Origin of the sequence: Methanoculleus frigidifontis, from assembly GCF_030464345.1 — an archaeon.
GTDB classification, from domain to species: Archaea; Halobacteriota; Methanomicrobia; order Methanomicrobiales; family Methanoculleaceae; genus Methanoculleus_A; species Methanoculleus_A frigidifontis.
Genome location: NZ_VCYH01000004.1, coordinates 310453 through 322702 on the forward strand (window position 1 = coordinate 310453; position 12250 = coordinate 322702).

At 61.5% G+C, this 12250-nt stretch carries 10 protein-coding genes; 7 read left to right on the forward strand and 3 right to left on the reverse strand.

Going from position 1 to position 12250, the window contains the following annotated elements:
• Nucleotides 1-84: 84 nt before the first annotated feature.
• Together cofH and FGU65_RS08125 are read right to left on the reverse strand one after the other, a co-directional pair.
• Nucleotides 85-1161, reverse strand: coding sequence for a 5-amino-6-(D-ribitylamino)uracil--L-tyrosine 4-hydroxyphenyl transferase CofH (cofH, locus tag FGU65_RS08120; protein WP_301663934.1), 1077 nt, complete (start codon nucleotides 1159-1161; stop codon nucleotides 85-87).
• A 42-nt stretch (nucleotides 1162-1203) separates the two neighbouring features.
• Entirely contained in the window at nucleotides 1204-1866 is a 663-nt protein-coding gene (locus FGU65_RS08125; RefSeq protein ID WP_301663935.1) for a signal peptidase I, read from the reverse strand.
• Between the two features lie 149 nt (nucleotides 1867-2015).
• Between FGU65_RS08125 and FGU65_RS08130 the strand changes: the two genes are divergently transcribed.
• The 5 genes from FGU65_RS08130 to FGU65_RS08150 all read left to right on the forward strand — a co-directional run bounded on the left by FGU65_RS08130 (nucleotide 2016) and on the right by FGU65_RS08150 (nucleotide 10180).
• Nucleotides 2016-3419: a DNA-directed DNA polymerase II small subunit gene (locus FGU65_RS08130; protein ID WP_301663936.1), complete on the forward strand. Its 1404-nt coding sequence runs from the start codon at nucleotides 2016-2018 to the stop codon at nucleotides 3417-3419.
• A 90-nt stretch (nucleotides 3420-3509) separates the two neighbouring features.
• Nucleotides 3510-5537 (forward strand): sodium-translocating pyrophosphatase, encoded by a 2028-nt coding sequence (locus FGU65_RS08135; protein ID WP_301663937.1) that lies wholly within the window; start codon nucleotides 3510-3512, stop codon nucleotides 5535-5537.
• A gap of 142 nt (nucleotides 5538-5679) precedes the next feature.
• Nucleotides 5680-6621, forward strand: coding sequence for a magnesium transporter CorA family protein (locus tag FGU65_RS08140; protein WP_301663938.1), 942 nt, complete (start codon nucleotides 5680-5682; stop codon nucleotides 6619-6621).
• A gap of 334 nt (nucleotides 6622-6955) precedes the next feature.
• Nucleotides 6956-8842: an acetate--CoA ligase gene (gene acs, locus FGU65_RS08145; RefSeq protein ID WP_301663939.1), complete on the forward strand. Its 1887-nt coding sequence runs from the start codon at nucleotides 6956-6958 to the stop codon at nucleotides 8840-8842.
• 45 nt (nucleotides 8843-8887) lie between these two features.
• Entirely contained in the window at nucleotides 8888-10180 is a 1293-nt protein-coding gene (locus tag FGU65_RS08150) for an L-lactate MFS transporter (protein WP_301663940.1), read from the forward strand.
• 60 nt (nucleotides 10181-10240) lie between these two features.
• Here the strand turns inward: FGU65_RS08150 and FGU65_RS08155 are convergent, their stop codons facing one another.
• Nucleotides 10241-10735, reverse strand: coding sequence for a peptidylprolyl isomerase (locus FGU65_RS08155; protein WP_301663941.1), 495 nt, complete (start codon nucleotides 10733-10735; stop codon nucleotides 10241-10243).
• Between the two features lie 362 nt (nucleotides 10736-11097).
• Between FGU65_RS08155 and FGU65_RS08160 the strand changes: the two genes are divergently transcribed.
• Nucleotides 11098-11790: a nucleoside-triphosphatase gene (locus tag FGU65_RS08160; RefSeq protein WP_301663942.1), complete on the forward strand. Its 693-nt coding sequence runs from the start codon at nucleotides 11098-11100 to the stop codon at nucleotides 11788-11790.
• 96 nt (nucleotides 11791-11886) lie between these two features.
• Nucleotides 11887-12096, forward strand: coding sequence for a TOBE domain-containing protein (locus tag FGU65_RS08165; protein ID WP_301663943.1), 210 nt, complete (start codon nucleotides 11887-11889; stop codon nucleotides 12094-12096).
• Nucleotides 12097-12250: the final 154 nt, after the last annotated feature.

Genomic DNA, 12250 nt, shown 5'->3' on the forward strand with positions numbered 1-12250 from the left:
CCAGGCGCTGACGCATCTTTCGCACGTGCTCGTGGTCGGGGCGATCGATCGGCCCGGGAAAAAAGAGAGAGCAGAGAAAACGTCTCAGACCGGCTCGTAGGTCGTCGTCCGCTGGACGAGCCGGCGATCGATATCCCCGACGATCCGCTCCATCTCCGCCGGATCGAGATAATCGGCGCTCTCACCGCCGGCGGTCACGCTGACGTCGTCGCAGAACATCGTTCCGCCGAGGTCGTCGCCGCCGGCGAGGAGGCCGAGCTGCGCCAGCTTGCTCCCGACCTTGCCCCACGAGATCTGGATGTGGTCGAAGTTGTCCAGGAAGAGCCGGGCGACCGCAAAGAGCAGGAGATCCTCGCGCCCGGTGGCGCCGGCCGGAGCCCGTCCCCGGCGGTAGAGGGCGGTGTTCTCGTGGAGGTAGGAGAGGGGCACAAGTTCGGTGAACCCCCTGGTCTCGTCCTGGATCTCGCGGAGGATCGCGAGGTGCCGGACACGATCCTCGACGGATTCACAGGAGCCGTACATAATCGTCGCCGTCGAGCGGACACCTTTTTCGTGCGCCTCTTTGATGACCCGCACCCAGGTCGCGGTGTCGCACTTCTTCGGGCAGATGGTGCTGCGCACCTCGTCGACCAGGATCTCGGCCGCAGTGCCCTGCAGCGTCCCGAGCCCCGCCGCACGGAGCCGGTCGATCGCCTCATCTGTGGTGACGCCGCTCTGCTGTGCAGCCCAGGCGATCTCGTCCGGGCTGGCCGTATGGATATCCACCTGCGGCGCCGCTTCGTGAACGCACCCTATCATCTCAACGTAGGAATCGAGCGTATAATCGGGGTGCACGCCGGAAAGGAGGCAGATCTCGGTGACGTTGTGCTCCACAGCCTGATCGACTTTCCAGAGGATCGTCTCGGCGTCATCACAGAACGCCTCCGGGTCGCCGACCCGTTTGCCGAACCCGCAGAACCCGCAGAGGTTCTTGCAGATGTTCGTAACGTGGATGTTCTGGTTCCGGACGTAGGTCACCACATCCCCGACCTTTCTCTCACGCAGTTCGTCTGCCGCGGCTGCAATCGCAAAAACGCCGCGATCCCGGGTCTTCATCAGCCGGACAGCCTCCTCTTCGGTGAGGCGGTGGCCGGCCAGAACGTCGTCAAGTAGCTGTTGCATCGATATCAGCACCGTATCAGTAGTTCACGATAATCAGGGGATTTATTCCTCGCCCTTCCGCCGCCCGAGCACGAAGTCGTGGATCAGGATGACGACGATGACGATGATGGCAAATTCAACGATGTGCAGGGGAATGTACCCGACGAGCGGAACGGCGAAGAGGGCTTTGCCGACAATCCACTCCTCTCTGACCGGTTCGACCACACCGATGCCGCCGAAGTACATCCCCTGGTCGATCGTCGGGTTGTTGTCGCCTTTGGTGATGTAGCCGCCGTGCGGGTCGGCATAGGCCTGTGCGAGCGGCGAGGCCGAGACCTCCGACGCCTCGAGGTATATCATGGCACGATGGATGATCGGATGGACGTCCTCCGCCCCGTTCGGGCGATAGATGATGACATCTCCATAGTCTCCGAACGACGTATATCCCGTCAGATTTCCTTCGGCCCAGGTGGTGAGCTGCCCGTAGCGGTCTTTGTCCACGACCAGCACCAGATCGCCGACGTTCATATGCGGCACCATGCTCTCCGACTCTATCGTGACGACGGCAGGCCACGTCCCCGCCACAAGGTAGAGGAGAAGGGCGATACTGCCGACGACCGCCACGACCCAGAGGAGATCCCGCGCCAGGGATGCCGCCGGATGGGAGCTGGTGCGAAACGCCTGTATGGCTGCTGCCGCACGCTGCAGCACAGTAGACTCTGACATATCTGCTGGTAATGAATATCATACCGCTCGTATACATACGTTTCCCGCAGAACAGGAGGGTCGCGAAAAGCAGGAGGGAACAACCCTCGCAGGCAGGAACGGGACGAAAGATAAAGCCATATTCGTAGGCAGTGACAATAGGTACCTCCATGCTCGCCGAACGGGAGATCGTGCAGCGTTTCCTTGCCACGAAGCTCCAGGTCCACCCTGATGTGGTTCACTATATCAGAGAACAGGACGATCCTGCGCTGATAGACCGTATCATCGCAGAGATCCCCGGCGATGCGCTCGTCGTCTCGGTACAGCACATACCGGGACTGAAGAAGGAGCGGGACGGAACCCGTTTCCTTGTCGATCCTGAGATCGAGGTGATCGTCGGCAGCCCGGGCACGACAGGCAGCGTCAGCGGTTTCGAGGACGCAGTCCACTATTTTCGCGATCGTTACAACCGCTTAAGCTCGCTCATCCGCAGCCGGACAAACTCGATGCCGATAGAAGCACTGGTCACCTCCCCGCACCGCTACCACGACCAGGAATGCACCGTCATCGGGATGGTCGTCGAGGTGCGGACGACCGCAAAGGGGCACCGACTCGTGGAACTCGAGGATCCGACCGGCACTATCCTGGTCCTCTTCAACAAAGGGCGCAACGAGATGTTCGCCGACGCCGAAAGGATCCTCCCCGACGAAGTGCTCGGGGTGAAGGGCAAACTCTCGCAGGACGGCGGACTCTTCTTCGCCGAACAGCTCTTTCGCCCGGATATCCCGCTCAAACACGCTCCCTACACCAGCGAACGGCAGGGCAAAGCGGTGCTGATCTCCGACGTTCACGTCGGGAGCGATACATTCCTCGAGGACGCCTGGAACCGGTTCGCCGACTGGCTGCAGGATGCGGACGCCTCCTACCTCCTGGTCGCCGGAGACCTCGTGGACGGTATCGGGATCTACCCGGGGCAGGAGCACGAACTTACCATCAGAAATATCTACGAGCAGTACGACGTCTTTGCGGATATGATGCGCGACCTGCCGTCCCGCCTGCGGATCGTCCTCGCACCCGGCAACCACGACGTCGTGCGCATGGCCGAACCGCAGCCTGCACTGCCGCCGGAGTTCACCGCCCGGTTTCCGGAGAACTGCATGATGGTAGAAAACCCCTGCCTTGTCAGTCTCCAGGGGGTGCGGGTGCTGATGTATCACGGCCGGTCTATCGACGATATGATCGGCCTCATCCCCGGCGCATCCTATGAGCGGCCCGGGGAGATTATGGAGGAGATGCTCAAACGGCGGCTGCTTGCATCCACCTACGGGATGCGCACGCCGATCGCCGCCATGAAACAGGACCGGCTGGTTATCGACCCGCTGCCCGAGATCCTGCACACCGGCCACGTTCATATCTGCGGAATAACAAAATACCGGGGCGTCCTCGGGGTCAACACAGGAACATGGCAGTCGCAGACCGCGTTTCAAAAACAGATGAATATAAACCCGACACCCGGCCGGGCGGTGGTGATCGATCTTGAGACATTGCAGCCGGAAATTCTGGATTTCAGCTGAATCCGTACGTTTCCCGTAATTTTATTTCCATAGATTTAATTAAGCCGCTCCTCCTTTAATTATGGTACCCAACCGGAGGAATGTAGAGAGATGGACTATCTGGTCTACCTGGCACCACTGTGTGCCGTCGTCGCTCTCCTTTTTGCAGGATATTCCTATACTGCAATCAGGAAGGAGGGCACAGGTACCGACACCATGCAGAAGATTGCTGCCGCCATCCACACGGGAGCAATGGTGTACCTGAACAAACAGTATCGCGCCATCGCAGTATTCGTCATCGTTCTGGCGATTATACTCGCAGTTGGAATCCACCCGCTTACCGCCGCCTGCTTCGTGCTCGGCGCACTGCTCTCGGCGACTGCCGGCTACATCGGCATGTTCACCGCGACCATGGCGAACGTTCGCACGACGAACGCCGCACGGCGAGGCATTGCCGACGCGTTCAAGGTCTCTTTTGCCAGCGGCTCGGTCATGGGCATGTCCGTGGTCGGTCTCGGCCTGCTCGGGCTTTCAATCGCCTATATCGTCATCAGCACCTTCACCGGCCTGCCGCAGACCGACATCCTCGCCATCGTCACCGGGTTCGGTCTCGGTGCGAGCTCGATCGCACTCTTCGCCCGTGTCGGCGGCGGTATCTTCACGAAGGCTGCAGATGTGGGTGCTGACCTCGTCGGAAAGGTCGAAGCCGGCATTCCCGAGGACGACCCGCGCAACCCCGCCGTCATCGCCGACAACGTCGGTGACAACGTCGGTGACGTCGCCGGTATGGGCGCCGACCTCTATGAGTCCTACGTCGGTTCGATCATCGCCACCATGGTGCTCGGCGCGACCGCTGCCGCCGTCCAGTTCCCGAACATCGCGCCTCTCAACGTCATCCTGCTCCCGCTGCTCATCGCAGCAGTCGGCATCATCAGCGCCATCATCGGGTCGTTCTTCGTCAGGACGAACAAGACCGAGAGCAGCGCCATTCACATGGCCTTCAACAAGGGTCTCCTCGTCGGTCTCGTGCTGGTCGTCATCTCGACGTACCTGCTCGTCAACCTCATGCTCGGCCCCGAGTACATCGGCGTCTTCTACGCGACGATCGCCGGCCTTATAGCCGGATTCGGTATCGGCCTCATTACCGAGTACTACACGTCCTTTGAGCGCAAACCGACGCTTGCCATCGTCAAGTCTACCGAGACCGGCTCTGCAACCACCATCATCACCGGGTTTGCCAAGGGTATGGAGAGCACCGTCCTCCCCGTCCTGATCATCGCCGCCGCCATCTACGTCGCCTACTACTTTGCAGGCCTCTACGGCATCGCCATTGCGGCGGTCGGTATGCTCTCGACGCTCGGCATCTCCCTCTCCGTCGACGCATACGGCCCTGTCGCGGACAACGCCGGCGGTATTGCCGAGATGTCCCACCAGAAGCCCGATGTCCGTGAGATCACCGACACGCTCGACGCCGTCGGCAACACCACCGCCGCTATCGGCAAGGGTTTTGCCATCGGCTCCGCGGCGCTGACCGCACTCGCACTCTTCGCCGCCTATACTCAGGCCGTCGGCCTCACCTCCATCGACGTCTCCCTCCCGAACGTCTTCATCGGCCTCCTCATCGGCGCCATGCTGCCGTTCCTCTTCTGCTCCATCACCATGATGGCAGTCGGAAAGGCCGCCTACAGCATCGTCCACGAGGTCCGCCGCCAGTTCAAGCAGATCCCCGGCCTGATGGAAGGGAAGGCAGAGGCAGACTACGCATCCTGTATCGGCATCTCCACCAACGCTGCTCTGCGTGAGATGATCCTGCCCGGCATCCTCGCCGTCGCCGCACCACTCGTCGTCGGGTTCGTCCTCGGCACCGATGCGCTCGGCGGCCTTCTGGTCGGATCGCTCTCCGCAGGGTTCCTGCTTGCCATCACCATGGCAAACGCCGGAGGATCCTGGGACAACGCCAAAAAATACATCGAGAAAGGCCACCTCGGCGGCAAGGGTTCCGACGCTCACAAAGCCGCAGTTGTCGGTGACACCGTCGGCGATCCCTTCAAGGACACGAGCGGCCCTGCCATCAATATTCTCCTGAAACTGATGAGCATGGTCGCGCTGGTCTTTGCACCGCTGATCCTGGTACTCTAACCTTTTTTTCCCGGGCAGACCACCCGGCCGTTGCCGTTGCACCTTTCCCGGAGCGGAGGTGCCGGATCAGAGGATTCATCTGGCAGGACTCCTTACACGGTATGCCGGATTTCACCCGGGAAACGAGAAGGAGCGACCTCGCATGCTTCGGATCTACAGGACTATCGACGAGGACGGCAAACCCCGTATCACGACGGCCGACCGGTTCGGTCCGGGAATCTGGGTCAGCATGGTCGCCCCCACCCCGGACGAGATTGCACAGGTCACCAAAATCCTATCGATACCGCCCGATTACATCCGGGCCGCCCTCGACGAAGAAGAACGGCCGCGGATCGAGACCGAAGACGGTTTCACACTCGTCGTCATCGATATTCCCATCCCCGATCCCAAGGAGACTATCCTCTACACCACTATTCCGCTCGGGATCGTCGTCACCGGCGATGCTATCGTCACCGTCTGCCTGGCCGAGAACACCATCGTAAACGATTTTGCAACCGGGCGGGTCAGGGGTTTTTACACCTTTAAGAAGACGCGGTTCGTCCTGCAGATCCTCTTCCGGAACGCTTCGTACTTCCTGCAGTACCTGCGGCAGATCGAGCGGATATCCGACCGGCTCGGTGCGGAACTGCACCGGTCCCTCCGGAACCGGGAGCTGCTCCAGCTCTTAAACCTGAAAAAGAGCCTGGTCTACTTCTCGACGTCGCTCCGGAGCAACGCCCTCGTGCTCGACAAGATCCTCAAGTTCCAGCCCCTGCGGATGTATCCCGACGACACCGATCTCCTCGAAGACGTCATCATCGAGAACCGGCAGGCGATCGAGATGGCCAACACCTACAGCACCATCCTCACCGAGACAATGGACGCATTTGCATCGATTATCTCCAACAACTTCAACGGCATCCTGAAGTTTCTCACCGCCGTCACCATCATCCTCGCCGTCCCGACGATGATCGCAAGCTTCCTCGGCATGAACGTTCCGGTGCCGCTCGAGAACGACCCTGGCGGGTTTCTGGAGATCGTTCTCGTCTCGCTGGTCATCTCCGGCATTCTGGCCGCCATCATGCTGCGGAAGGACTGGCTGTAACCGATCCACCGGATCGCAGCCTGCCGATACCATATCGGGTCGGCGAAAGGCTTTCATCCCGGTTTCGACCAGAAGGTTTATCAAAGATTATACATTATTAATCATGTAGAATTCGGTCCGGCTGCAGACGAAGCACGGCCGGCCAGAGAAACCTGCCCGGGTGACCGGTTTGCCCCGGGAGATGACACCGTAGCGTACCAGAGAGATCGGGCGTATATTTCCGGGAAACCGGAGAACCCCGAAGAATGATGTCATTTTTGCGTCCATGCGATCGTCCGCAGTCCGGGATCGCCGACCGAAAATGTCATGATTAATCATTTAGGAATGAGGGGAGATGACTGAAACCTTCGACGTGAAGCTCGATGAAAAGCACTACATGCCTGATCAACGGTTCAGGGAGACCGCATGGACACCGGATTATGCATCTGCCTACCGGGAATTTCTCGCAGACCCCGAGGGGTTCTGGGAGATGCTCGCCCGCGAGCTTGACTGGTTCGAACCGTGGGACCGGGTGCGGGAGTGGACCCCGCCGTATGCCAGGTGGTTTACGAACGCCAAACTGAACATCACCAGAAACTGCCTCGACCGGCATCTCACCGACGGATGCCGTGACAAACCGGCGATCGTCTGGCGGGGCGATGCGGGCGAGAGCAGGACGCTCACCTACCAGCAGCTCTACGAGGACGTCACGCGGTTTGCAAACGGACTTGCCGCCCTCGGCGTCGGGAAGGGCGACCGCGTCTGCATCTACATGCCGCTCGTTCCCGAACAGATCGTCGCCATGCTCGCCTGCGCCCGGATAGGCGCCGTCCACAGCGTTGTCTTCGGCGGCTTTGGTGCCGGAGCCCTGCGAATGCGCATTAACGATGCCGGAGCAAAGGCGATCATCACCGCAGACGTCGGCTACCGCCGGGGGAAGATCATCCCTCTCAAGGAGATCGTGGACGAGGCCCTCGCCGACGCCCCGAGTGTCGAGACGGTCATCGTACTGAACCGGAGCGGGTCTGCGACGCCCCCGGCCGGGCGCGGCGTGGACTTTGCCAAGCTGCTGGAGCAATCCGCACCGGGCTGCCCGGCAGAGGTCATGGATGCGGAGGACCCGCTCTTTATCCTCTATACGAGCGGGTCGACGGGAGCACCGAAAGGTATCGTCCACACCTGCGGCGGCTACATGGTCGGCACCTACTACACGACCAAGCACGTCTTCGACGTCAAAGATAACGACATCTTCTGGTGCACCGCCGACCCGGGCTGGATCACCGGGCACAGCTACGTCGTCTACGGGCCGCTTGCCACCGGCACGACGGTGGTGATCACCGAAGGAACACCGGACTACCCGGACCCCGGTGCGTTCTGGAAGCTCGTGCAGGACCTCGGTGTTTCGATCTTCTACACCGCCCCGACCGCCATCAGGATGTTCATGAAGCACGGTGAAGAGTGGCCGCAGAAGTATAACCTCTCCTCGCTGCGGGTTCTCGGGTCGGTCGGCGAACCCCTCAACCCCGAGGCCTTCGAGTGGTATTATCAGGTGATCGGCGGCAGCAGGTGCCCGATCGTGGACACATGGTGGCAGACCGAGACCGGGATGCATATGATCACCACCATGATCGGCGACCCGATGAAGCCCGGATTTGCAGGAAAACCCGTTCCCGGCGTCGTCGCCGACGTCGTCGACCGGGAGGGGAATCCCGTCCCGCCCGGCACCGGCGGGTTTCTGGTCATCAAGGAGCCCTGGCCGTCGATGATGCGGACAGTGCACGGCAACGACGAGCGCTACTGCACCTACTGGAACACCATCCCGGGCTGTTACACGGCAGGCGATCTGGCGGTCAAGGACGAGAACGGCTACATTATGGTGCTCGGCCGTGCCGACGACCTGATCGTCGTCGCCGGGCATAACATCGGCACGGCGGAGGTCGAGAGCGCTCTCGTCTCCCACGAGGCGGTGGCAGAGGCGGCGGTCATCGGGAAACCCGACCCGCTGAAGGGCAATGCCATCAAGGCGTTCGTCACCCTCTGCACAGGCTGCAGCCAGAGCGACGAGCTCACGGCGGCGCTGGCAAAGCATGTCCGCGAAGAGCTCGGCCCCGTCGCCGTACCGTCCGAGATCGAGTACGCCGACCGGCTCCCCAAGACCCGGAGCGGCAAGATCATGCGGCGGGTCCTCAAAGCCCGGGAGCTCGGCGTCGATCCCGGTGATATCTCCACGCTGGAGGAGTAACCTCCTCCCGCGCACCAGGAGGCACGACAATCATAAAGGGAACCTATGGCTGAACATACGACAATATTCGGTATGCCTCCCGAGAAGGGACGCTGGCTGCTGGTCACGCTCGGACTGCTCATCAACCTCTGCCTCGGGAGCATCTACTCGTGGAGCGTCTTCGTCACGCCCCTGACCGAGTACTTCACCGAAACCCTGGGCGAGACCGTGACGGCGGCCGAGGTGCTGCTGCCGTTTTCGGTCTTCCTGGCGTTCTTTGCGATAGCAATGCCCTTCTCCGGGAAGTACATCGAGACACTCGGGCCGCGGACGATGACGATCCTCGGCGGCGTCCTGACCGGTGCGGGCTGGCTGCTCGCCTCGACCGCAACCTCCGTCCAGATGCTGTATGTCGTCTACGGCGTTATCGGCGGCCTCGGGGTCGGAATAGCCTACGGGGCGCCGGTCGCCGTCGCCGCCCGATGGTTTCCCGACCGGCGGGGTCTTGCCGTGGGGATGACCCTGCTCGGGTTCGGGTTCTCGGCGTTCCTGACGGCGAACATCGCAGGGGCGCTCATCACAGCCTATGGGGTGATGACCACGTTCCGCATCTTCGGCGCAGGGTTTCTCGTCCTGCTGGTGCTTCTCGCCCTGCCCCTCCGGTTTCCGGAGCCGGGGTGGACTCCTGCGGGCTGGACGCCGCCAGTACCCGCCCCGGGAGCCGCGCTCGCGTGCGAGTGCAACCGCGGCGCGATGTTGCGAACCGGTGCGTTCTACGGGCTCTGGATCTGCTACTTCATCGGGTGCCTGGCCGGCCTGATGGCGATCTCCATCGCCAAACCGGTCGGGACCGAGGCGGTGCAGATCGATGCGGCGCTCGCAACCGTGCTGGTCGGATTCTTCGCCATCTTCAACGGCGGCGGCCGGCCGGTCTTCGGGTCGCTCACCGATCGGTTGAACCCCCGCAATGCGGCGGTCCTGACCTTCGTCCTGATCGCCGCCGCGTCCCTGCTGATGTGGCAGGTGCCGACGGTTCCGGTCTACATCCTGGCCTTCGCCGTCCTCTGGGGATGCCTCGGCGGATGGCTGGCGATCGCCCCGACGGCAACGGCCTCCTACTTCGGGACATGCGACTACCCACGATGCTACGGCGTGGTCTTCCTGGCATACGGTGCCGGAGCGATCGCCGGCCCCCAGCTCGCCGGGTTCATCAAAGGCTCCACCGGAGCGTACCTCGGAGTCTTCCCGTACGTCGCCCTCCTCGCGGTGATCGGGATCGTCGTCGCATTCGTGCTGATGCGGCCGCCCGCAGCCCGGCAGGAGACGGCGGTGAAGCTCCAGGGAGTGGTCGAGGAGTGAGCCTCCTCCCACCCCGCCGCTCCCCTGCGGGTAGCCTTCCGGAAAAGAGAAGCGACCGCCCTACAGCAGTTCCGCTTTTTCGATCGTGACCGGCTTTAACGGCCGGTCGGCGTTGTTCGTCTTCACCTTGCCGATCGCGTCGACAACCTCCATCCCGCGGACAACCTCCCCGAAGACGGGGTGAGCGCTCGGGGTCGAGGGGTTGTCCCAGTCGAGGAAGGTGTTGTCCACGAGATTGATGAAGAACTGGCTCCCGCCGGTGTTCGGTCTGCCGGTGTTGGCCATGGAAATAGTGCCGCGGCGGTTCGAGCGGCCTTTCACGAACTCGTCCTCGATGGTATATCCCGGACCGCCGGTGCCGGTGCCGGTCGGGTCGCCGCCCTGGATCATGAACTTCGAGATAACCCGATGGAAAGGCGTTTTGTCATAAAATCCTTTGTTGACAAGCTTTTCAAAGTTCCCTGCCGTAACCGGCATATCGGCATAGAGCCGGATCACGATATCGCCCATGGTCGTGTGCAGCACGACCTGTTTTTCTTCTGTCTGATCTGCCATAGTAGCGACTCCGTATTCAATTGTCCCGCTTCGTTACTTAACTGATGCGGCGGAGTGCAGGGTGCGTGCCCGGCCTATCCGCCCTCTTCTTCTGCAGCACGGCAGGTTTCCCTCCGGCATTCTGCCGGTGAAACACCGCAGGGGGAGGAGTGACGATATCGATGACGCCCTCTGACCCGTCCAGCAGTATTCCAGGTTAAGTCAAATTAATGACGTTAACAAATTTAGGATGTAAAATATTATTAAAGCAGAACGCTCACGGTATACTGTATGTCTACCGGAGTACCAGCACCGCCGGTAATCGTCACGCGCCGGTCTTCGTCTCCCGGAGCCGTATCTCTCAATACCGGAAGGTGTGCCTGATGAGAGAGACGGCGCCGGTCTTCATCATCACCGGCGAACAGGGTCAGTGCAAGACGACATTCCTCTACCAGGTGCTCGGGCTGATGACCGGCCTCGATCTGCGTCTCCGGGGAGTGATCGCCCCCGGCCACGTCCGCGACGGCAGACGGTCGGGCTTCACCCTCGTCGACCTCGCCACCGGGAGACAGGAGATGCTCTGTTCGACAGATCCTTCCCCGGGCTGCGAGGTTCATGGAAGATTCTGCTTCAGGCCCGAGGGGCTCGCCCTCGGGAGGAGGGCACTCTCCCTTCAGGACACAGAAGAGACCGATCTGCTGGTCATCGATGAAGTGGGGCGGTTCGAGCTCCAGGGCGTCGTCTGGGCGGGGCAGCTCGACCGGCTCTGCACGCTCCCGCATCCGCCTATGGTCTGGACGGTTCGCCGGCGGCTCCTTGATACGGTGATCGAACGCTGGTCGCTCGAAGACCCCGTCGTGGTCGACGTAGGGGCGGCCGGTGTCCTCAGCACGGCAAGCGACGTGATGGATGCGATCTGGGAGTGGCGGGAGACGCATCCGGTATCCCCGATCTCCCCCGCACCCTTCATCAACCGCCACGCCGCAGGCGATCTGCCGCTGATGGCAGACGCCGCCAGCGGGGTCGGTGCAGGCACCCCATCTATCTTCAGGCGGCGATACACCGCAAGCGACTGATCGGCATGCCGACGGCGGGGAGCACCCGTTGATGCGGCAAGCACCATACCACCCATACTTTTAATAGTAAATTCGATCAGTCCCGGATGATCGCCTATGAAGATCAGTGCACGCAATCAGTTCAAAGGAACGGTGAAAGAGATCGAGCGCGGACCGGTCAGCGCCGAAGTTGTCGTCGATCTCGGTGGGGGAACCGAGATCACGGCCATTATCACGAGAAAGTCTGCCGACAATCTGAACCTTGCCCCGGGAAAGGAAGCCTACGTCGTCATCAAGGCGACCGAAGTCATCGTCGGCATCGACTGACGGCGCGCTGTCCTCCGTCACTATCCATTCACAACTCTCTTTTCTGCTGCAGCAGACACAGAACACCGCAGCCTTCGATACGACTGCACGAATCAGAACAGTCTCTGCCGCCGAATGCCCCACGGTACGGCCGGACCGGCAGTCCCGGGCGATC

Bases quoted from the DNA above. Each gene is read 5' to 3' on its own strand.
- cofH (WP_301663934.1), bottom strand. From the start codon at position 1,161: ATGCAACAGCTACTTGACGACGTTCTGGCCGGCCACCGCCTCACCGAA.
- FGU65_RS08125 (WP_301663935.1), bottom strand. From the start codon at position 1,866: ATGTCAGAGTCTACTGTGCTGCAGCGTGCGGCAGCAGCCATACAGGCG.
- FGU65_RS08130 (WP_301663936.1), top strand. From the start codon at position 2,016: ATGCTCGCCGAACGGGAGATCGTGCAGCGTTTCCTTGCCACGAAGCTC.
- FGU65_RS08135 (WP_301663937.1), top strand. From the start codon at position 3,510: ATGGACTATCTGGTCTACCTGGCACCACTGTGTGCCGTCGTCGCTCTC.
- FGU65_RS08140 (WP_301663938.1), top strand. From the start codon at position 5,680: ATGCTTCGGATCTACAGGACTATCGACGAGGACGGCAAACCCCGTATC.
- acs (WP_301663939.1), top strand. From the start codon at position 6,956: ATGACTGAAACCTTCGACGTGAAGCTCGATGAAAAGCACTACATGCCT.
- FGU65_RS08150 (WP_301663940.1), top strand. From the start codon at position 8,888: ATGGCTGAACATACGACAATATTCGGTATGCCTCCCGAGAAGGGACGC.
- FGU65_RS08155 (WP_301663941.1), bottom strand. From the start codon at position 10,735: ATGGCAGATCAGACAGAAGAAAAACAGGTCGTGCTGCACACGACCATG.
- FGU65_RS08160 (WP_301663942.1), top strand. From the start codon at position 11,098: ATGAGAGAGACGGCGCCGGTCTTCATCATCACCGGCGAACAGGGTCAG.
- FGU65_RS08165 (WP_301663943.1), top strand. From the start codon at position 11,887: ATGAAGATCAGTGCACGCAATCAGTTCAAAGGAACGGTGAAAGAGATC.